Source organism: Pseudoalteromonas sp. MIP2626 (assembly GCF_013414205.1).
GTDB classification, from domain to species: Bacteria; Pseudomonadota; Gammaproteobacteria; order Enterobacterales; family Alteromonadaceae; genus Pseudoalteromonas; species Pseudoalteromonas nigrifaciens.
On the sequence record NZ_JAATTW010000025.1, the window covers coordinates 12,671 to 34,886 of the forward strand.

Sequence of the window (22,216 nt, forward strand, 5' to 3'; positions counted from 1 at the left end):
CAAAAAAGTGATCGGCTTGAATGGTATTGAGCGATCGGCATCATGGTATTACGCAACAGGCGATAATGCACTAATTCGAAAAAAGAGACGAATAAAAAAACTAAAGCAATATATAGATATAATTCAAAGAGGCGATCTTATCGAAATTACTAATGAGTTTAGTGTGCTTAATTTTTCATCTCTAACTGAATTGCGAAAAATAATAGGTAGCAAACCATGGGATGCTTTAGCTCATTTAAAAAATGTCGCTTTCATTGAGTTAGCTCTAGTTGGTAAAACAACACAGCTTATTCGAGATCTAAATATATTCGTAAATTACATTCCTGAAGACGCATATAAAACTGAAAAAGAATGGCAAAAACAGAGACTAAAAAATATTACATATCGATTGTTCCCTTCAAAACTACAAAGACATGTGATCTCAGGTGAAGAAGTCTCATGGAGTAAAGTTAAAGATATACTGAAAAAAAAATCAGACAATAGAACACCTATAGGCGAGTGGTTTGTATCAAATTTAAAATTACTTGAGCAGTTAATGAATAAAGAAGACCCAAGCATGTGACACATTTTGTGTAACCCAGTGTCAATGACCATCATGGCGCCACTGGCCGGTAAATTAGCTGATAAAATACAGCCATGCATACTTGCCACTTCTAGCTCTATCATTGTTATACTTGGCTTTTTTTGCTATCCCAACTATCGGTTAGCTCAAACACAACTTACATTAGCGGCTCACTGTTATTATTAGGTATTGGGTTTAGTTTATTTTCGACCCCAAACAACAATGCCATTATGGGCGCAGTAGATAAAAGTGAACTAGGCGTCGCGTTTTCTTCAATGAATTCGTCATGCACAATTGGTAATTTATTTGGTATGAGCTTAATCAACTTAATTGAGTATTATTACCTTGGTGACAGTACTTTTTCAGCGCAGAATAGCCATACACTAATGAGTACAATTTCACTGACATTTAAAATGTCTTTAAGATTTGTAATTCTGGCAAGCTGTATCGCTGCATTGCGTGGTCGGGCTTAATTTACCACTATTACGCTGTAAATCCATATTGCAGACCGTTAATGACACGGCGTATCAATTCGCGGCCGCGAATTGTATTCATCAGTTCGCCCAGACAGTGATTATCAAATTGTAGATTGGGTATATCTAACCACTGATTCCAGCGTTTGACATCACCAAAGTAATCCACCCCAAAGCCAGATAATTTTTCTACCTCTAATGCATGTTCACTGATCTGTTTATTGAGTGGCTTTGCAGTATTGCGAATTAAGTCCGCTCGGTTGTCCCTGTTGCTTTTGCAATATCACTCACATTCCAGCCCATTAAATTAGCAAATGCACGAAGACCCGCCGTTCTAAGACCGGTTTGCGCTATTTCAATTTCCGCAAGCGGGTTTGAGCGAACAGTTAATTTCCCACATGTAACAACAGCGATAAAGTCTGGGTTTTGCTCCCTATTCTGCCTCCTGTGTCAGGATAGTTGTCGCCTCTAACTTTCAACAGAGACAGATAAAGTGGGACGTCGATTTACAAAAGAATTTAAAGTTCAAGCAGTTGAAAAAGCATTATCTCAATGTGATGATGTTCGTCTAGAAGATATTGCAGATTATTGAGTAAAATGACCTGAGTACGTTATTCCTCTATTTAAAACCAGTATGTAGTAGCAAGTTTATACTCGGTGTTATCACTTAACTTTTTGATTATATTAGCTTAATAAATTACAGATCAGTATTCTCTATTTAAGCGTTATCCTGCGGGTTAGCGTGTTTAAATAGTCTGAGTACGTTATTCCTCTATTTGAAACCAGTATGCAAGAGCAAATTTATACTCGGTGTTAGCACTTAACTATTTGATTGTATTAGCTTAACAAATTACAGTTCAGTATTCCTCTATTTTAGCGTTTCCTGCGGGTTAGCGTGTTTAAACAGTCTGAGTACGTTATTCCTCTATTTTAAACCAGTATGCGGGAGCAAATTTATACTCGGTGTTAGCACTTAACTATCTGATTTTATTATCTTAATAAATTATAGATCAGTATTCCTCTATTAAATAGCTATGAGTAATTGTGCCACATGATATGTAATTAAACTGATATCATCATTGGCGTACTTTTCCAGCATCTATGCTCTCAGATGAAACTAGTCCAGCCTGCGTTATTTTGTCTGGTAATTCATCACTCACAGTTTAGACAACGTATTTCGCAGTTAGGCTCGAAACTCGTCATGAGTTAAAATTCTATCAAATATAGATCTAAAAAATGATGCAAACGATGTAGGAAAAATATTTAGTATACTATCCAGCGAGATTACTTCATTCTGAACACCGGTTTGCTCAACAACATTAAATAAAGCTTTAGCCTGTAAACATTAAATTTGTACTAAAAATTTTCAAAGTTATAATTTAACATGCAGCTTAAAATATACTCATCAGAAGATCATTTATGAACGTCATACAAGTAGCAACGCTATTGATTTTAGTCATGACTGCATTGACTCTCGTCGCTGGTTTATACGCTCTTAGAAATGGTAATAGATAGTGTTCTTTTTTAGTTAGGAATGTTTTCCAGCTTTAATATCGTATTGAAGAGTAGTGTTTAGAAATTAAGGGCTTTCTTTATTTAAACTGTATACCATTCAGTGAAGCGTAAATTGCAACATCGATACCACCATCACCAATGCGAGGGTGTAACTAATTTACCTGTTTCGCCCTAAAAGCTTTTCTAGCTTTTGCCCCGCTATTTTATCATCCAATGATAGAGCCTTATATTCATCAATAAGCTTCGTTAAGCCTGGATTTGTCTCACCACGAAAATATTCAATATTACGCTCTATTTTCTTTAAGAGTTTGCTTAAGCTAATATCATCCACCAATGGAGCATTTTCTTTACCTACAAACAGGTTGTGATCTTGCGGGAAGTTCACAAAGTAACGTAAGCCACGTTTACCTTCACCTGATGGATAAAGTAAGCCATTATCAACCAATGATTTTAAATCCCTTGTAGCGGTTGCCGGTGGCGCACCGGTTATGGCTCGATATTTTTCATTAGTTAAACCATCACGCACAAAGCCGTCAGCGCCTACAGTAAAGATTTTTTTCATCACTTTTTCTTGGCGTTGGTTGAGTTTGACCTCATCATATTCAGCCCAAAACCTTGATTTTTGCAATACAAATTCAACGGACTCAAGTGACTTATCTTGCGAAGTTCTAACTAGCTCAACAAACCATGTTATCCACTCATTAATTTGTAAGCTTGCATTAGTATTTCTAAGCTGTTGATAATACTCCATTCGATTAGTATTAATCATGCTCGACATACTAAAAAGCGGCGGTCTCGAAAAGTCTTGAAATAACGCATGCTCGGCTATGGCTCTACCAACACGGCCATTACCATCTTGAAACGGATGAATAGCGACAAACCATAAATGAGCAACGGCTGCTTTTATCGGGCCTGAACAATTGGCGTTGTTATACCACTGTATAAACGTATCCATTTCATGTTCAACCTCAGTGCGATTATTGCCCGATGCTTTGTAGATGATTTCACTGTCGCCGTATAAGTCTTCTCTTATTACATCAATAGGCGAATCTCGATAATCGCCTTTCGTAATAGGGTTTACATAATAATCTTCACTACCGTGCAATAGCAGCGTGTGCCAATGGCAAAGTAAGGTTTTAGACATAGCACTTTTAATGCTTTTACGCACATCAACAAGCATCGCCGCAATGCCTTTTTCTTTAGGGAAGTAACCACCACGCTCTGGCTCTTTTAACCCTAAAAAACGAGCAACCGATGAGCGCACCTCTTCACAGTTAAGTTTTTCACCTTCAATGGCACTGGTGCTTAATGCTTCTTCCACTAGTAAGTGAACAAATGCATCATTATGGTCATTTAACGATATTTGCGATAATGCCCCTTCAATGCTGTAAGCTTTTTTCGAATACTCGCTGACACTTGCCTCAAAGCGTGTCACATCATATTCAAATTGAGGCCAATTTTTTTGTTGCCAATGATACATATGATTTAAATCTTTGTTCGTTATAAATCAATTTATATATAATTTTGATTTAAAAGTCCATGCTTTATGAATCATATGGAGAGGTATTTTGATTCGTGAACTCGCAGCGACATCGCTTCGTTCTGAACACTGGGCTTCTACAGTCTGGCTTTTGTGGCTAGCTTGCTTCTCTTTTCTCAGCTCCATCAGCAAACTTCTATAGCTCGAAGACTTTCGTTTTAAGAAACAGTCCTTGTCATCACCTTTAATGTTAAAACAAACCCACACGGCTTTAGCACCTTTTTTAAAACCGATAAGCGAGGATCTGTGTTATTTTTCTCAATATCACGTAATGTTCTGTCTGATACTTTTACATAATTAGCAAAGCGTGTTTGCGACATTTTATAAAGTTTGGTGCGAACTAATCGTACTGCATCACCTATTTCTATCTCATTATTTAAAATATCGAGCTCTATTTGTGCTAAAAATGCTAACCTTTCTAATCCATCATACTTACTCATCCACAACCCCCATTTGTACAAATTTACTCTCTAAAAACTCAAGTCCGATAGACGGAAAATAAACAATACGTTCTGGGCAACCAGCGGCTAAAAGTTTTATGGGTAAATTTTTGAGCCTGTTGGCTATTTCATGTAGATATGCAGTCATTACCCACTATGGAAAATAGATAGTCCGTAAAGTAAGTGAGCCTTACTTTAGAGCTCATTTCATCACCTGTAAACGTTAATTCAGCAGCATCATGCCACTGACCACCGTGAAACAATTGGAATATTACACTCATAAACACCTCAGAAGCATGCTTCCGAAATTATAATAAAAAGGGAAGTATAGTTCTGTTATTGTATTTATTCAATAAAAAAGGAGAATTAGACTTCCGTTTTTAGTTAGTGCTATTAATAGTAGATAAGAGATGTCATGTCAGAGAGATGTTGCCGACTAAATCTTTGCAAAAGCTGTTGAACTGAGGGACTTAAATCAACCTCAGATCTGCATAAGAATTAAAGCCGAGTCACTTTTATACTCGGCTTTTTAGTCTGAAAGGTATAGGCAATTAATCCAGCCATCAAATTAACCATAAATGAGATGCTGCTGCCGTGCCTTGTGAGGTCTATTTGAATTCAGCTAAAAGCTATTAGGCTCCGTTTTACATTTATATTAAATCCGCGCCAGCTTTTCTTTAAATGCCCGCACGAAAAATAAGTGATCTAGTATGCGATTAAAAATCGCTCATTTTTGCACACTAAGGTAATCCCCCCATTTTTAATGGAGGCTATCTGTAGAATTTCCGTTGTTTAACTTTTCCAGTTTTTGTATGGGTGTGAGCTCTAATACGAGAACCTTTAAACCAGCCAAATTAATTGACGCTAGATACAAGTCAATATTTCTGGTTATTTCATACTGGATGTAACCTAACCACCTACTTAACATAATAATAGCTATCGTAAATTGGGGTTTACGAGAGTTATTTCTCACCCATGATAGGGGCTATCTGCATACTTGTAGCAACATACAAGAAGGATGAAAAAGCGCGGACACTGACAACAGGTATTGATCTATGAGGTTAATAATTTAAGCCACCTAAAACTATTAAAAAAAGAGCAAGTACTCACAAACCGACTTTTTCTCAAATACATCTACTTAAATAAAGTGCTGCATGCGTATTCATTACGCCGTATTAAATTTATAGCCCAAGATTTCATTGAGTCATTATTTTTTATGATAAATCAGCGCATCAATATGAGTCCTCATTGCTTTCCCACTCCCAACCGTACCCAAAAAACCACATTTATTTCCTTAAATTAACACTGTCAACTTATAAATAATAAAAAAAAGCGAAAAAAACGTTTTTAACAAAGAAAAGAAAAACAATCAGTAACATATTGAAAATAAATGAATTATACATTTAAAACACACTACTTTTTAAATACGCGAAATTTAGAGGGCACAAAAAGGGGTGCTCTAATTTTAGAACTATTAAGAAAACCAGTTTAGAGTTTTTCAAATATTTATCACAGCTAAAAGCTGTGAATGGTCTAAAAGCGTCATTTTCAAAAAACGTAGTGTAAATACACTCCTATTTGCTTTATAGGCAACCCGAATAAGTAGGCCTACATAGCCGGACATAATCGTCAAAGCAACAATGGTAAAGGGTTACCATAAATAAAAACATAAATGCGTTAATTAAAAAGAATGAGTCATATGAAACATAAGCAAAAAAGGATTCAGTTTACCAAAGCAAAATTACAAGCTCATCCACGATTAAGGGAGCTGATTAAAAATGATTTCGTAAATTTAAAAGTAAACCACTGCATTAGTGAGTTACCCATTGAGGTAATACAAACGTTATTAGATTTAAATCCACTGCCAGTGACACCCGATACTAATGATGATTGCTACCTGACACTTGCGCCGAGCGGAATACTAGAGCGCTTTAAAGCCCACCCTTTAAGTAAAAAGCTTATCTTAAAGGTACATATTTACCCAGCAGATGTCGTTGATCATGTATTAAGCGTTACCTTGCTATATAACTGTGCGATAACACTTTATTTAAAAAATGGCTTGGGCGCTAATATTCAACAGCGACATGGCTGTTTTAAAGCGCACGGTATACACGCCCCTAAAAAAACGATATTGGCAAACTTAGCTAATACCTCACCTTCTACTTTTAGATAATGGAGAAGTCGATATGAGTATGTTTACACACATAGCGAAAAGTAATCGTTTAAACAATGCGGGTGGCTGTTATCCAGATGCAATGGCACATGCTACAACATTTACCATCTTGATGATAAAGCTAAATAAAGAAGACAAAAAAGATCGTCTTGCAATGACTATTATTGCACTTTTTCTTTGGTTCACTCAGCAGTGGGCTAGTATTAAATCTTACAAAGATATTCCAAATTTTACTCGTATATCAGGGACGTTTGATTGTCAGCCATTCACTTTTCGTACCTTTACACGAGGTAATAATTGTTGGGCAGAGTACGCTCATGAGATAAAAGATAATCAACACACTTATTATGTATGGCAGCCGATCCCGCGCTATTTGAATTGTATTTTTCAACCTTATTTAGGTGATCAAAGATATAATGTCCCCTTTTTAAACGATCGCGTTAAACAGCGACTTTTTAAATTAATAAATAGCCGTTGGAAGACGCCACTAGCGCTCAAAACTTTTAAGCCGGCGAGAAGAAATACCTTTTATCGTTACATATCGTTATGTGCTCGGGCAGACGAAACATTGACCCCTATCCCAAGAAAGCACTTAGTAAAATCAGTTAAAGCACACCATACTAGCGCTATATGCTATCAACGGCTCAGCAGCGACCGTCTGAGATTTAAAACTTTTGATGCCCATAACAGATATATCGGCTTTTTATTTGAATTCATACGAAAAGAGAATTTGCATTCGTATTTCAAAGTTCATCTCAAAAGTAAAACGGTTAACCTTATTACTGAGCGCCTAAGAGACACGCCTTACGAAAATATTGATCCAGATCTGAAACATAAAGGGAGTATGAGTCAATATAAAATCATTAAGACAAAAGGAAATAGTGATCATGTTGCAGTGTCTGCAATTATGCTCGGTAGTCGCCGTGTTCCTAAAGATAAAGACGTCACTGACTTTCTTAATCGTATTGATAGTTATGTTAAACAACTTAAACCAACCAGTAGGGCTTCACGTGCGCAGTGGTTAGCTTACTTTAATGCAGTCAGCTTTCGCATAGCATTGCTGTTTATTGTATTAACAGGAGTAAGGCCAACTCACAGTATTAGTTTGCTCTCTCATTATTTTTCATTCACTCACATTACGTTTGTCAAAGATAAAGGCCGCTTAAGGCAAGTTATTTTAAGTGATTACCTGCTTAAAGAAATTACGCATTACACTGAGCTAAAGGCATCACTTCATTCCCAACTAAGCTTACATGATGATTTACCTGAGCTTTGGTACATTTATGATAAGTCAGAGACTCCAACACCATTAAGTGCTCGTGCGTTACGTGTATTTATGAACAAACACTGGGCTGGTGTTGTTCCTTATCAGCTCAGACACTATTTTGCTCAATGTGCTCATACAATTATTAGTCTTACACCACTTACGGCTCAAGATATAGATCGCTTAATGGGCCATGAAAATACAGGGGAACATTTAGGTAGCGATATTATGTTCCCAAAAAATATTGACGTTCTGAAAGCTTACTTAAACGGGCTAGACCAACATATCGGCGTTAAGGAGTTACCTTATGTCTAATCGCGTATTGCTACATGCTGCAGATATTCAAGACTACCTAAGTAAAACGGCACAGCCGTGTGCTGATACAGAAGTTATTGCTGAACTTTTAACTAGATGGCCGGTAATGCAGCAGCAAACGCGTTCATTAAAAGAAAAAGAAATAAAGAAGGCACAAAAAATAATAGCAACTGTGCCAACAGGTAAGCGAGTACACTTCACTAGAGCTCTGCAAAGCATTCTTTATTATTTACGTTATGCGTGCCAGTGGCAGTTGCCGGAGTCTCAGGATGGCTCTGAACTTGTTAAATCCTTACTTACTGACGCAGATCATGAGTGGTTTGAAAGTATAGCGAATGAAGCTGGGCTATCACATTGTGTGTTCTCACGCTATCAAATAGACCTCGATATTTTTTATGAGCAGCGTGAGCTTAGCACTGCTTTTATGGTGATTATGATTGGCTTTGAGATAGCGCCTTTATCGCTTGGCGATATATCAACTATTTTAAATGACCCCCAATCGATAACTAATGAACATCCTTATCCACGACTTCGCATTAAACACCAGTGTAACAATACAGATATCACCCATTTTCCTACTCATTATTCTTTATCATTATTAAGTCAAAACTTACTGCGTGATTACTATGCACAACAGCCTAAGTCAACCACAACAGCGTCTTTAATAAAAGAGCTTAAGCACTGGCTGGATACAAATGGCATTCAACACATAGCAAAAACACAATGGTCGAGACTATTTCAAATTCATTGGTATAACCAATATGAAATAAATCCTATTTTTATTAAGGATTTAGCTCAACCTGAGCGTCATGTGGGGCTAATAACTGACGATAATGTCTGCAAACAAAAATTAGCTGATATTTACAAGAATAATCAGGGTACGACGTTGTTTACGTCACTATCAACGCATAGGCCTAAGAACCCATGGCAACATGGGAAGTTACTTAAAGCTGTCGACATAAATGAGGTAAATGAAATAGAACCCCCTTCTTGGGATACCGATAATATTTTGCCACGCTTGATGTTTGACTTCACAAAAGATTGGATAATTAATGGCGGCCCTAAAAAAGCAGCGCTTGAGAAGGGAACCATTAGAACGTATACCTCACTCACAAAGGTACTAACCCCCTTTCCTCTGACTTTAACTGATGCGCTCATTGAGGAGTCGATTAATGAGTGGGCACAGGATATTTTTGTTTCAATTAAGTCTGATGCAGTAAAAAAAGCCTTTTATAAATTTTTAGCGTTTTTAAGCTGGCAAGAGAAAACCGAAGCTCTGGATTTATCTAATTTTAGCACACCAATAATTCCCCCTTCTGTTAGCGCTGCCCGCTTATGCGTAGATGAATGTGACCTTCTTATAAATGCACTTATCGTTAATGGAGCAACAAAGCCCACATTACACATTTTATTTTGTATTGTTGCCACGCTGTTAGGTTTTTACGCTATGTTGCGCCGTGGTGAAGTACTTAGATTACGCATTAAAGATATTAAATTTAAAAATGAGACGGGGCTTTTAACACTCAATATTACGAACACCCGTGAAGGTAAAACTAAAAGTGGCTCCTCCCGTATGGTTTATACAACGATACCCACACGATACCGCTATTTTTTTTATACCCTGCTTGATATTAAAAAACACAGTAATCAAGATTTACCACTGATAAGTCATGACCTTGAGACACTATCCTCTCGCGCTATATCCTATTTAGTTCCCGTATCGAGGGCATTACGAATATTATTTGGTATTCACTTTAACTTTCACCATTTGCGTCACAGCGGTGTGCATATATTTATGCTGCAAATATTACATTGCGTTAGCTATACGCCCGACAATTTGCGTGGGGAAACACCTCTTGAGCAAGAAGTGCTATCAGAAGGTTCAGTGGCCGTTCGATTAGATTATTGGTTCAAAGGCAGAGAGGCAATTGAGGTTAATAGTGCTGCTTTTTTAGATAATATGGGAAAACAAATTGGCCATATTTTTTATGCAACTACACGGTGGTCTTACCTACATGATATCGATTGGCTTTTACCAATAATAAGTAAATATCATAACCCTCATACTAACAAGAAGTTTTCACACTCTGCGTTACGCTACCTGATGGGGCTAAGTGCGTCATCTACTGATTTATCTAGACTACTAAGCCATATTATCCCTTATTATGATCAGCAAACACTTGCTGAAAAACGACGTCAATCAATAACAGTAACTGAACACGCACTAAGGGTACATGTGTTTCAGATAGGTAATTTAAGCCAAGCCGCACAAAATGTGCATATAACTAACACACTAAGCAATACATACTTGAAAGAAAAGTGGTTGGGTACGCTTGAAAAGAGCCAGTTAACACTGACTAACTTTCTTTTTGATAAGCTAATAAACCCTGTTCCTAATGGTGAAGAAGCAATAATTAACTTTGAGTCTATTAGTGCTATTTGGGAATGTGGGTGTCATCACCGCTCTCAGCCTATCAATAATAAATATCTAACAGCATATAAATCATTCCCCAACATAACAGTGTGTAAACACAAACACGCATTACGTTTAAATATTGCCTGTACCACCAAAGATGCGTCTGCGTTTAAGGCTGTATTTAGACATACAGAGTGGGCATGGGTGCGATGTGAATTTGAGCTTCACATAAATAGAAAAGTAGACAGTAAGCGACCGTTAGAAATGGTTAAAAAACATTATGCAAAGAAAAGTGAATATAAATATATCAACGTTTTACGTCAGCAAAAAGGGCCAAGTTCATTGACTATTTACCTAAAGCCAAAGAGCAAAATATCTATCCATACACTTGAATATGTAGAACAGTTTATTAAATTAATTAAAAATTAGGGGGGTCGTCATGGACGCTCACTTTACAGACAAAGAAATACATAAGTTAAAAAGGTTCACTAAATCCATATCTAGTTCAAAAAATAAGAACAGATGTAAAAATGTGACAGGTGTCATTGATAATACGATAAAAAAACTAACTCTTATAGCAGGGGAGGTACCGTACTGTTATATATGTAACATAGACCTTAACAAAACCTCAGGGCAGCTCAAAAATCGTTCTTTTTCCGTCAATGCCGAATTTTTGATTCAGCTGCCTTTATATCTATCAAAAAGTCCAATTTTAGCTATTACGCAAGAAAAGGGGCTCATTAAATTAGGTGTTACTGATCATACTATTAGGTCAAGTAAAAACCATCCACAGCTCCCCGGCTTTAAAAGCTATAAATGCGCTAAGGGCCAAAAAACTCATTTAGAATACCTAGATGAGTATCAAAAAATTGAAGGGGATCCAATATCAAAGACTGCTTTTGAAATGCTTGTTTTTTTAGCAAGTAAATATGACAGCTTTGACTTTATTGAATTTGACCCAGTAAATAAAGCTATTTTTATTCAAATAAACGGTCATGTGTCACAGGTAACACTAGATGAAAAGATTAAATTAACAGTCCCTTTAATATTAAATGAATTAGCGGTAGAGGATATAAAACAAATGCTCGACCAAAACACAGACCCGTACATTCATTTTTTACAGCGAGGTAATGATCTCCTTTTGCAAGGCTCTGATATATCTATCACATGCCCGTTAGCGGGTATTGAGGAGTTTAGAAAGAAAAAGAAAATGCTGGCAAATGTCATTATCAAGGCCTCAATAGATTTTTACGCATTGAATATGGAAGTAAATAATTGTAAAAAGGCGTATAAATCAATAAAGTCTGGACACTTATATATTAGTGAAAGCCTAGTATCTATCAACAATATAGGTGACGATGGGGACCTAAATAACGAAAGAGAGAATTTCACACGACCTTTGACTATTTTTAGTATTGATAAGATTGAAAAAGCAAAGGAGTACGTATTTCGCTTTACAGTAAAAGACTTTAAAGATCTAAAAAATCTTAGCATTAAAAGAATAGAAGAGATAAAAGAGATGTTCTTTCAGGTTACTGAAAACCAGGTTGGTCAACTACTTCTAGAGATTTTTGAATGTTCAGAAAGTACTGTGCCACTCAGTGTACTCTCTGTTGAAAGGGATGACAGTCGGCTTCAAGAAATTTTAGCGTTACACAAGGATTATAAGCCATCACAACTTGAGCAACCATCCGATACAGATGAAAATCAACACAAACAGCAAGGAGCACAAGGGGAGCTTGATGTTTGATTCCGATGTGGGTAGAGGATAAAGAGGAAGAATATTTAAAAAACAACAAAGTACTGGACAAATAGACAGCAGTTGCTATATTAATTAATGAAATTTTGAACAATTGTGAATTTAATGCCTAAAGCGTAAAAGCATTGCGGTATAGCACGATTGGAGAAATAAAATAAGCAGTTGGGGTAAAGAGGCTGGAACCTCCCTACCCCGCACCGGCTGCACCGCTTTTAACCGTATCCAGCCGATGATCCAATTCTAACGAATTCCATCGGTGAGGGATAGATCTATTTATAGATCCATTAACTGATGGAGGCCATTATGGCTCACATTCGCATTCGCCCCAATGGGCGTATTCAATTTGACTTACACATTTATGGGCAGCGCTTTCGTGAAGGCACTAAGCTCATGGCAACCCCTGTTAATATTAAAAAAGCACAAGCTACGCTTAAAAAAATCAATGCTGAAATTGCTTTAGAAACTTTTCAGTATCGTGATTATTTTCCTGAAAGTAAAAAAGTCGCTAAGTTTGAAACACTGCAACGCACCAAAGATCCCGACCGTCTTTATCCATTTTTCAATGACTACGCGAATGAATGGTTTGATCGTCAAAAAGCGAAATGGAAAAATAGTTATAAAAGTGTGATGCGTAATACGCTCGATAGTTATTTGATCCCAGAGTTTGGCAATATACTCATATGTGATATCAAACTGGCTAATTTGGACTATTTCCGTGAAAGCCTGACGATGATAAAAAAGAATGGCCGACGAAAACTGACGAATAAACGCATTAATGGTATTTTGTGGCCACTCATTGCTATTTTAAGCTTAGCCGCAGAAGAGTATGACTTTCCTTACACCATGCGTCGTTATAAAACACTTAAAGAAGAACGTGCTGATTCTAACCCGTTAACAGCTGATGAAGTACAATGCTTTTTAGATGCAGCCCCCACTGAATGGAATGATTACTTTAAAGTGCGCTTTTGGACTGGGATGCGTAGCTGTGAGGTTCACGGTTTGCGCTGGGGAGATGTGGATTTTAATCATCGGCTGATTCGTATTCGTCATAATTGGGTTAATGGTGAATTGGGTGATGTAAAAACCCCTAAGTCACGCCGTGAATTAAAAATGTGCGATACACTACATGCGCTATTTAATCGTTTAAAAACCCAAGCTGATAGTGAATTTGTATTTACTCATAAAGGTAAGCCACTCGATAACCACTTTGTGAGTAAACAGCTTTGGTATCCGATACTCAAAAAAGCAGGGCTTGTCCCCAGGCGTCCTTACGAAACCCGCCACACCGCAGCCGTACTGCATATCGCAGCGCATGAAAACCCACTGTACATTTCGCACATGCTGGGGCATAGCGATACACGCTTACTGTTTGAAGTTTACGCACCGTATGTTGCTAATGCTTCTAGGCAGGATGGCTTTGCGTTTAATGAAATGATGATTGAGCGAGGGATAGCCTGAGGTAATTAATTATAGCTAACGACTATTTTTTCGTTGGCTATAAAAGTTTAATGCCATAAACACTTAGCGCGGCATAAAGCCGCGCTAAGTGTTTATTTTAAAATTAATTTCTGAGAACTAGGGGCTGTTGATCTTTGTAGTACATATATCAATCAGCCCACATTGGTAGCCACATCATAGTAAATGCTAAAGCGAGCATTGAATGATAATTTCGTTCAAGCTTTTCATACCGTGTGGCTATCCCTCTATATTGCTTAATACGGCCAAATGCATTCTCAACCAAGTGCCGATATTTGTACATGCACCAGTCAATATCCTCATTGCCTACTAAACTGTTACCCTTACGTGGAATAACGGGTGTAGCGTTATTATCACGCACAAATGCTCTCAGTTTTTCACTGTCGTAGCCTTTATCTGCGACAACCATATTACTTGTTGAGCAATTAGCTACGAGTGACTCTGCATGGACGATATCATGCGTATTTCCACAGGATAATTCATAATAAACAGGCAACCCTCCGCTATCGACTGCAAGATGAATTTTCGTAGAATTTCCACCTCGGCTCTTTCCAATTGATTCATTGTCAGCAGTTCTTGCACCGCAACTATGTTGATGAGCCCTGACAATACTGCCATCAATGAAGACCCAATCCATGTCCGCATCACGAGATAATGCGCGAAACAGTTCATTCAAAATCCCTTTTTTGGACCATAAATTAAACCGTCTGTAGATAGCACTCCAACGGCCAAAATCAGAAGGTAAATCTCGCCATGGAATACCTGTGCGCATCTTGTACAGTATGCCTTCGAGCGTTTTTCTATGGTCGGGCTTATTATAAATTCGACCACTTAAGTACATTACTTTTGATAAGACATTCCACGTCCCGTCTGTTAACATTAATCTTGGCATGTAGGTTCGGTGTAAAGTTTTCTGGCGAATTCAATTATACCTTATCTTCATGCTGTTTGTTTTTCATACCGCAAAGATCAACACGCCCTAGTTTACCAGCAATTTTAAATGCTCTGTAAACTCTTGACCTAACGTTTCATGGCGTAGGCTGTATTCGACAATGGCTTTTAAGTAACCGAGTTTATCGCCACAATCGTGTGAGCGACCACTCATATGAAATGCTTCCACGGTTTCGGTTTCCATTAACGCATCAATCGCATCAGTTAGCTGTATTTCGCCACCAGCGCCTACTGTAGTTTTAGCCAGTAACGGCCAAATATTTTTACTTAAAACATAACGGCCAACAACCGCAAGGTTTGATGGAGCAACGTCTACCGCTGGCTTTTCAACCATAGTTTTAATTGCAGCACTTTCACCTGGATTTAACTGCACACCACTAATGTCGGCAATACCGTATTTGCTCACATCTTCAAGTGCTACGGGCTCTAGCATAATTTGGCTGGCTTGCGTTTGATTAAAGCGGTCAATCATTGCTGCTAAATTTTCAGTTTTTTGATTTGCTGTATAGGCATCGAGGATTACATCGGGCAATACCACTACAAAATCGTCATCACTAATAATAGGCTTTGCGCACAATACAGCATGGCCTAAGCCTTTAGCTTCGCCTTGGCGTACGTGCATAATGGTTACATCAGCTGGGCAAATAGAACGTACTTCATCAAGTAAAACACGCTTAACGCGCTTTTCAAGCGTTGCCTCTAGCTCAAAACTAGTATCAAAATGGTTTTCAATCGCATTTTTAGAGCTGTGCGTTACTAATACAATTTCTTTAATGCCTGCAGCAACACACTCATTTACTATATATTGAATAAGAGGCTTATCAACCAACGGTAGCATTTCTTTAGGAATGGCTTTGGTCATAGGTAACATACGAGTGCCTAAACCGGCAACAGGGATTACAGCTTTCACAGATAGTCCTTTAATTTATTCGTTAAGTGTTTATACAAATTAACAGCTCAGCAATATATCTAAGCTGAATGTTTTTAATCTTTTTTTAAAAGTGCTGTGTAATATAAGCAGCAGGTTTAATAACCAAAAAGCACCGAGTTCAAATTGAACTCGGTGCTTTTTTAGCTTTAATACGTATCTGCAACTTGAAGCTTATCGTTAATTATTTATTTAAATTAACCACATTATTTATGCTTTCAGTATTACCTTCAGATTCATTTTCAAGTCTGGCATTCCACACTAAATCACAAATACCATCAGTGGGGTTAAAGCCAGTTGGTGCATCGAGTAATAGTTGGCGAATTTTTTCATGCTCAAAGTTATGGCATGCAATATCAAGCGCATCAATAAATACATTAAGCTCACTAAGTGGCAGCATTACTTCTTTTGCCGTCATTATGCGCTCATGCGGAGTTTGCTCTACGTTATCGCCTATTAATAGTTCTTCATATAATTTTTCACCTGGGCGAAGGCCTGTACATTTTATTTCAATATCGCCATGAGGGTTCGCGTCGGTTTTAATTTCGAGGCCTGATAGCCTAACCATCTTCGTGGCAAGATCTTTTATTTTTACTGAATCACCCATATCGAGTACAAACACGTCACCGCCTTTGCCCATAGCACCTGCCTGTATAACAAGTTCTGCCGCTTCAGGTATGGTCATAAAGTAGCGAGTAATATCGGGGTGAGTTAATGTTATTGGGCCACCTTCTTTTATTTGGCGGCGAAATAGTGGCACTACTGAACCACTTGAACCAAGTACATTACCAAAACGCACCATACAAAAACGCGTTTTATGTTTAATACCTTGCTCTTGTGCTAAGCCTTGTAACACTAGCTCGGCTATACGTTTAGTCGCGCCCATAACATTGGTTGGGCGTACTGCTTTATCGGTAGAAATCAATACAAAGGTATCTACGTTAGCCTCAACAGCTGCTTTGGCCGCGTAATATGTACCAAATATATTATTACGCACACCTTCTACAACATTGTGCTCAACCAATGGCACATGTTTATAAGCCGCTGCATGATAGATGGTTTTTACACCAAAAGTTCTCATTACCGTTTCAAGGCGGTTAACCCGTTGTACTGAGCCCATAATAGGGATTAAATCTATTGCGAGATTTAGGCGGGTAATGTATTCAGCAAGTTCTTTTTCTATAGAGTAAAGCGCAATTTCGCTGCGTTCATAAAGCACTAGTTTAGTGGGTTTTATTTTAATTATTTGTCTACACAGCTCAGAGCCTATCGAGCCACCAGCGCCAGTAACCATAACTACTTTATTCGCTATGTTTGCAATCATTAGTTCGGGTTTGGGGGTTACAGGATCACGACCCAGTAAATCTTCAATACCCACATCTCTAAATTCAGTGAGTTGCGCTTTACCTTCGACTATATCGGCCATTCCAGGGATTGAAAGCACTTTGATAGTCAAAGGCTCAAGTTGGGCGAGCACTTCTTTACGCCTTGCACGTGTAGCACTGGGCATTGCCAGTAATATTTTCGTTGCTTTACGTTTTTTTATTAATTCGTGTATATCGTCAAAGGCACGTATAGGAATACCCTGCACTATAGAGCCGTGCTTTGTCACGTCATCATCAATAAAAGCATTTACAAAATACTCTGGTCCCGCATTCAATGCCGTGGCTAATTGACGCCCAGATGAGCCCGCACCATAAATAATAACCGGCTCTTTGCTACCAGTAGTCATTTTTCCTATCAGTGCACGCACCAATACACGCGAGCCCCCTACTGTTAATAAACATAACCAAGCAAAAATAAACGGCATAGTGCGCGGTATACTTACCCCAGCAAAAAAAGCCAGTAACACTAGGCTCGCTGTAGTAATAAGCGTGCCTAATACAATAGCCCATAACGCTTGCGAGTTCATGTATCTCAGTACAGCTCGGTATAAACCCAATCCAATAAACGCATATAAAGCAATAGGGATTAACATTAATAACAGCAGCCAATTATCAGCACTTTTTAATGGCTCAAAGCTATCGAGCCTAACAATAAGGGCTAACCAAAAGGCGGTCGCTATAAAAAGTGAGTCAATGAAAAGCGTAATAAGGCGTTTTCTAGGCCTAGAAGCACTTAAAATAGAACGGATAAAACTATCCACGGCAAGTTCCTTTTCGATTCCGGTCCAGGGCATAACCCAATATGATGTTTGAAATTAACAATATTAAAACTATAACAAAAAACTCATTAATGTAATTAGTCTTAAATGATGATTTATTTGTTACACGCTTAGAGATTAATTAGAGCTTAAACGCTTAATTGAGACAGTTAAAATATATAAGTAATGTGACTATTGGTGAAGTAAATAATGTCTAAAAACTGTCTCAAGAGTGTCTCACGCGAGACACTCTTCAAGAAATAGTGCATTTAAATTAATGCGTTAAAAGCATCCAATATTTAGGCCCAATAGATATTACAATCGGCCTAATCTACCATTGTAAACAGTAAGCGCTATTTAACCCTGTCACCACTACCACTACCAGTAACCGTCATTAGTATATATTTAAAATAATTACCAATTGTTAGCGTATCTATCATTTCACGGTCTGTTTTAGCAAGCAGCCCTGGGGTAGACATATCAATTTCGTTTACTTGAGCTAAGCCTGTAATACCAGGACGAACAGTGTAAACATTTTTAGCTTCACGCGCTTGCGTTAGTTCTTCTTGGTTGAATAAACCAGGGCGTGGGCCTACTAAACTCATTTCACCTTTTAGCACATTCCACAGTTGAGGCAATTCATCAAGCTTCGTTTTACGTAAAAAACCACCAAAAGGCGTTATTGACGCAGTACTGGCTAAGTGGCTTGCTACCGATGCTGTATTAACACTCATAGTTCTAAACTTAACTAATGTGAATGGCTTTTTATTGCGGCCAACACGCTCCTGCATGAATATAGGAGAGCCGGTATCAAATAAACCAATAATGTATAAAATTACTAAAAATGGCATAGCAAACAACAAGCCAAATAGTGAAAGCAAAAAATCGAGTAAACGTATCATTTATAAATCCAGTAATTATTTTGTTAAAGGCTTTTTAGCGGCAAGTTTAAAACCATGCTCAACTGAGTATGGAGGCGTCCAATTAAGGGTGCTTTTTGTATGGGTGATATCTAGTTGAAGGGAGCCCGTAAGCCTATCAATCACATCTGTTTTATTTAGCAACTTTCCGGCTAATTTAAAGCACCAAACAGGCACAGGTAAAGCAAGGTTCTTTTTATTTTGCACCTTAGCCATTAGAGCTACCATTTCAGCCGTTGATAAATTATTGTCGTCGCTTGCTAAAAACATCTGATTCGCTGCTTTTGGGTGTTCAATACATACCATAATTAAATCGACCAAATTATATACTGAAATCAGGCTGCGCTTATTATTTTTTATCGCCCTAAAAGGCAATGGCAAACCTTTTCCAACAAACCGCATCAAAGAGGCAAAGTTTGCTTTCACCCCTTCACCATAAACTAATGGTGGGCGGATAATAACAATCTCCATACCTGTTTGCTTACCAAGTTCCAACAATTGCTGTTCAGCCTCTGCTTTCGAGATGCCGTAAGGGTCTTCAACAGCTGAGCTATCGCTTGCAGTGAAAGGACCCTTACCACTTGTACTTTCACCGTTCACTTTAATCGAGCTTAAAAATATAAAGCGTTTAACGCCTGATTGTGCTGCTTGTTTAGCTAAATTAAGTGTCCCTTCAGTATTCACCTCTCTAAATTCTGCTAAAGGATCTTTAGCGTCATCATTCATTATGTGGGCGCGGGCTGCACAATGAACAATAACATCTATAGAGCCTAATGCTTTACTGTAATCAGTTTCTCCATCAATAGAAGAATTGAAAAAGGTAGTATTAGGTAAGTTAACTTTACGTCGTCCAATAATCACCAACTCTTCAGCGCTTAACTCTTTTATCATTAGTTCTTTAATCAGGTGCTTTCCTACAAAACCTGTTGCGCCTGTTATTGCAATTCTCATATTGCCTCTTTATATAGCTGTAAATGAGTTTCAATGACATCAGTTATGTCAAAACAAGACTCTGCTAATACTCTTCCCTGCTTACCCATTTCTACTCTTGTGTCATCATTTTCGTAAAGTGTTTGGATTGCGCTTATTATAGCCTCAGAAGACTTTACTGGAATCAAAATACCCGTTTTATTCGGTGTAATTGCATCTCTACAGCCTGGTACATCAGTGGTAACAACTGCGCGCCCACAGGCAGCAGCTTCAATTAAACTTTTTGGCAGCCCTTCCCTATAAGAAGGAAGCACCATAATATGAGATTTGGAGATGATTTCTGCAACATTACTCGAAAAGCCCCAGTGCTCTATATAACCAGAATCCACATAATTATTGAGCTCTTCCTGAGTTAAAGAATTTGGATTATGAAGATCAATATCGCCCACTAATACAAACCGACCTTTAAAACCTGATTTTTTAAGTGTTATCGCAGCATCACAAAATTCAACTAAGCCTTTATCTTTTAATAACCGTGCTAAAAACATGATAACTTTTTCGCCAGCAGGCTCAGGTAAATATTTATATATTGTTAAGTCGACTCCAGAACCTCTAATGATAAGACTTTGCTTAGCTTTAATTATTTTATTTTCAATAAAAATACTTTTATCATTTTCATTTTGAAAAATCACCTTAGTATTAAATGAGTTTAATGCAATACGGTATAACTTAGTCACTAAAAACCGAAGAATACGTGCTTTAAACCCTTTATCTATAAATACAAAACCCAAACCTGAAATAGAAGCGACTCTCACTTTAATCTTTTTAAAACGCGTCACTAAACCACCGTATACAGCGCCTTTAATAGTAACCAAATGAACTGCATCAGGTGATACTTGCTTCACCACTTTATTCATTTCTTTAATAACTTTTAGTTCTTTTAAAAGGCTAGTGCCACTTCTGCTAATTGATAAAGAATGAACAATAATACCTAATGCTTCAAGTTCATTTTTACGATCAGTTATTCCACAAGCTAAATGTACTTCGTAGCCTTGTTCAACAGCCGCTAATGCAATGGGTAAACGGTGAGATATAAAAAACCAATCTACGTTAACTATAAATAATAACTTCATTAAAAACCTTTAATAATGTTCATATTATGAATATACAAACAGCAGTCATCTTAGTGTTAAGGTCACTCAAAATTTAACAACTAGGGTTAAGCTTTTTTTTTCTATTAAAAATATGAGTTATATTACATGTGTAAGCAACATATACTACATACAGCGCAATAAACGGGAATCTATATCGAGCAGCCGTACCATAATTAAAAACAACTAAACCGTATATCGACAATGACACTAAAAATAATACCAACCAAAACATCAAATCACGAACACTTTTACGCCATGCCTGAACAGTTAACTTAACAACGATGAACATAATAATTAAGTTTTCGAATACCTGAATTAACTGCAATGGGCTATTAGCTTCCCAGGGGAATGGTTTAGCAAAAAAGTACAAACCACTGGTTATACCTAAATAAATAAAATCACCAACATTTGTAATTAAAGGAATACCTTCAGCATTTACACCACCATCTTCCCGGTACATAGCTAAACGAGAGCTATTAATCAATGGCGCTGCTATAGGAAAGCTCATGAGCATTACAATAATTACAATAACTAAAATAACTAAAGCTTTACGCACCGATAAGCCCTTTTTAGTTAAATTAAATAAAGCAAAAGCGAACAAAGGTAGCATTAAAAAAAAGTTTTGAAATTTTATAAAGTAAAGAGGCGCTATAAATAAAGTCATTAATAAAAAGTTACGTTTAATAGCAAAATAAGCGCTTAGCATCATAGAGCAAAAAACAAGTGTATCGCGTAAGCTCAACCCCGTATAAAGCACAATACTGGGATATAGCAATAAAAAATAAGCTGAAAACCGGTTTACCCCCCCCTTTTTATATAAAAAAGCAAACATTAAAATAAATATAAGCTTATTAAAAAAACCCAAGCTTTGTGTTGTTTCAACAAAGGGGAGCGGTATAAAAGCAAGCATCCAGCTTGCATTCGCTACGTTACTGCTAGACTCAGTTACACTATTACCACTACGTATATCTATAACACTTGCTATATATTTAAACTGATCTGGCATATAACTTGTCGGAAAAAGCACATCATTAAGTATAAATGGTACAAAGCAATGCGCTAACAAAAGTAACATATAGTTGCGTGGTAGCTTAACTGAGCTACTTACAATAAAAACAACCAATATACATATTAAAAAATTAGGTAAGTCATATAAAAAGGAGGTTTCTAGGCCAATTCTTTGATACCAGCTCATAGTAAGTTCTTATAAAAATTCATAATATTAATCAATTCCAAATTAATAATAGCTTATATGCC

General features: G+C 37.3%; 16 protein-coding genes. 6 read left to right on the forward strand and 10 right to left on the reverse strand.

The genetic code is table 11. From position 1 onward, the window contains the following. Window positions 1–16 precede the first annotated feature (16 nt). Window positions 17–562, forward strand: a complete 546-nt coding sequence (locus HC000_RS11450; RefSeq protein ID WP_179807686.1) for a hypothetical protein — start codon at window positions 17–19, stop codon at window positions 560–562. Between the two features lie 2,145 nt (window positions 563–2,707). On the opposite strand, the gene HC000_RS11460 is transcribed toward HC000_RS11450, so the two are convergent. The 3 genes from HC000_RS11460 to HC000_RS11470 form a co-directional block, all read right to left on the reverse strand. After that, complete coding sequence (locus HC000_RS11460) at window positions 2,708–4,030, reverse strand: DUF4172 domain-containing protein (RefSeq protein WP_179807688.1); 1,323 nt, start codon at window positions 4,028–4,030, stop codon at window positions 2,708–2,710. A gap of 218 nt (window positions 4,031–4,248) precedes the next feature. After that, entirely contained in the window at window positions 4,249–4,530 is a 282-nt protein-coding gene (locus tag HC000_RS11465; protein ID WP_179807689.1) for a helix-turn-helix transcriptional regulator, read from the reverse strand. After that, on the reverse strand, window positions 4,523–4,678 hold the full coding sequence (locus HC000_RS11470; protein ID WP_179807690.1) for a hypothetical protein: 156 nt from the start codon (window positions 4,676–4,678) through the stop codon (window positions 4,523–4,525). Before HC000_RS11470 ends, HC000_RS11465 begins: the two co-directional genes overlap by 8 nt. A gap of 1,551 nt (window positions 4,679–6,229) precedes the next feature. On the opposite strand from HC000_RS11470, the gene HC000_RS11475 reads away from it, so the two are divergent. The 5 genes from HC000_RS11475 (at window position 6,230) to HC000_RS11495 (ending at window position 13,915) form a co-directional block, all read left to right on the forward strand. Beyond that, a complete protein-coding gene (locus HC000_RS11475) occupies window positions 6,230–6,703 on the forward strand; it encodes a hypothetical protein (RefSeq protein ID WP_179807691.1) in 474 nt (157 codons plus the stop codon). Between the two features lie 13 nt (window positions 6,704–6,716). Then, on the forward strand, window positions 6,717–8,282 hold the full coding sequence (locus tag HC000_RS11480) for a hypothetical protein (RefSeq protein WP_179807692.1): 1,566 nt from the start codon (window positions 6,717–6,719) through the stop codon (window positions 8,280–8,282). Next, window positions 8,275–11,127: a site-specific integrase gene (locus HC000_RS11485; protein ID WP_179807693.1), complete on the forward strand. Its 2,853-nt coding sequence runs from the start codon at window positions 8,275–8,277 to the stop codon at window positions 11,125–11,127. Before HC000_RS11480 ends, HC000_RS11485 begins: the two co-directional genes overlap by 8 nt. A 10-nt stretch (window positions 11,128–11,137) precedes the next feature. Continuing rightward, window positions 11,138–12,448, forward strand: a complete 1,311-nt coding sequence (locus HC000_RS11490; protein WP_179807694.1) for a hypothetical protein — start codon at window positions 11,138–11,140, stop codon at window positions 12,446–12,448. A gap of 312 nt (window positions 12,449–12,760) precedes the next feature. After that, a complete protein-coding gene (locus HC000_RS11495; RefSeq protein WP_179807695.1) occupies window positions 12,761–13,915 on the forward strand; it encodes a DUF3596 domain-containing protein in 1,155 nt (384 codons plus the stop codon). Window positions 13,916–14,063: 148 nt separating this feature from the next. On the opposite strand, the gene HC000_RS11500 is transcribed toward HC000_RS11495, so the two are convergent. From HC000_RS11500 to HC000_RS11530, 7 genes are all read right to left on the reverse strand, one after another. Further along, window positions 14,064–14,825, reverse strand: coding sequence for an IS5 family transposase (locus HC000_RS11500; protein ID WP_179807696.1), 762 nt, complete (start codon window positions 14,823–14,825; stop codon window positions 14,064–14,066). Between the two features lie 87 nt (window positions 14,826–14,912). Further along, a complete protein-coding gene (gene galU / locus HC000_RS11505; protein ID WP_179807697.1) occupies window positions 14,913–15,794 on the reverse strand; it encodes a UTP--glucose-1-phosphate uridylyltransferase GalU in 882 nt (293 codons plus the stop codon). Between the two features lie 202 nt (window positions 15,795–15,996). Next, window positions 15,997–17,958, reverse strand: coding sequence for a nucleoside-diphosphate sugar epimerase/dehydratase (locus HC000_RS11510; RefSeq protein ID WP_179807698.1), 1,962 nt, complete (start codon window positions 17,956–17,958; stop codon window positions 15,997–15,999). A gap of 350 nt (window positions 17,959–18,308) precedes the next feature. Further along, window positions 18,309–18,857, reverse strand: a complete 549-nt coding sequence (locus HC000_RS11515; protein ID WP_179807699.1) for a sugar transferase — start codon at window positions 18,855–18,857, stop codon at window positions 18,309–18,311. Between the two features lie 15 nt (window positions 18,858–18,872). Then, window positions 18,873–19,826 carry an SDR family oxidoreductase gene (locus tag HC000_RS11520; protein ID WP_179807700.1) on the reverse strand — a complete coding sequence of 318 codons (954 nt, stop codon included), beginning with the start codon at window positions 19,824–19,826 and terminating at the stop codon, window positions 18,873–18,875. Continuing rightward, entirely contained in the window at window positions 19,823–20,938 is a 1,116-nt protein-coding gene (locus tag HC000_RS11525; protein ID WP_179807701.1) for a glycosyltransferase family 4 protein, read from the reverse strand. Before HC000_RS11525 ends, HC000_RS11520 begins: the two co-directional genes overlap by 4 nt. 73 nt (window positions 20,939–21,011) lie before the next feature. Further along, window positions 21,012–22,154 (reverse strand): hypothetical protein, encoded by a 1,143-nt coding sequence (locus HC000_RS11530; RefSeq protein ID WP_179807702.1) that lies wholly within the window; start codon window positions 22,152–22,154, stop codon window positions 21,012–21,014. Window positions 22,155–22,216 lie beyond the last annotated feature (62 nt).

Coding starts and splice junctions, on each gene's coding strand:
- HC000_RS11530 (WP_179807702.1), bottom strand. CDS start 22,154: ATGAGCTGGTATCAAAGAATTGGCCTAGAAACCTCCTTTTTATATGAC.
- HC000_RS11480 (WP_179807692.1), top strand. CDS start 6,717: ATGAGTATGTTTACACACATAGCGAAAAGTAATCGTTTAAACAATGCG.
- HC000_RS11495 (WP_179807695.1), top strand. CDS start 12,761: ATGGCTCACATTCGCATTCGCCCCAATGGGCGTATTCAATTTGACTTA.
- HC000_RS11475 (WP_179807691.1), top strand. CDS start 6,230: ATGAAACATAAGCAAAAAAGGATTCAGTTTACCAAAGCAAAATTACAA.
- HC000_RS11470 (WP_179807690.1), bottom strand. CDS start 4,678: ATGACTGCATATCTACATGAAATAGCCAACAGGCTCAAAAATTTACCC.
- HC000_RS11520 (WP_179807700.1), bottom strand. CDS start 19,826: ATGAGAATTGCAATAACAGGCGCAACAGGTTTTGTAGGAAAGCACCTG.
- HC000_RS11500 (WP_179807696.1), bottom strand. CDS start 14,825: ATGCCAAGATTAATGTTAACAGACGGGACGTGGAATGTCTTATCAAAA.
- HC000_RS11485 (WP_179807693.1), top strand. CDS start 8,275: ATGTCTAATCGCGTATTGCTACATGCTGCAGATATTCAAGACTACCTA.
- HC000_RS11490 (WP_179807694.1), top strand. CDS start 11,138: ATGGACGCTCACTTTACAGACAAAGAAATACATAAGTTAAAAAGGTTC.
- HC000_RS11525 (WP_179807701.1), bottom strand. CDS start 20,938: ATGAAGTTATTATTTATAGTTAACGTAGATTGGTTTTTTATATCTCAC.
- HC000_RS11465 (WP_179807689.1), bottom strand. CDS start 4,530: ATGAGTAAGTATGATGGATTAGAAAGGTTAGCATTTTTAGCACAAATA.
- HC000_RS11460 (WP_179807688.1), bottom strand. CDS start 4,030: ATGTATCATTGGCAACAAAAAAATTGGCCTCAATTTGAATATGATGTG.
- HC000_RS11515 (WP_179807699.1), bottom strand. CDS start 18,857: ATGATACGTTTACTCGATTTTTTGCTTTCACTATTTGGCTTGTTGTTT.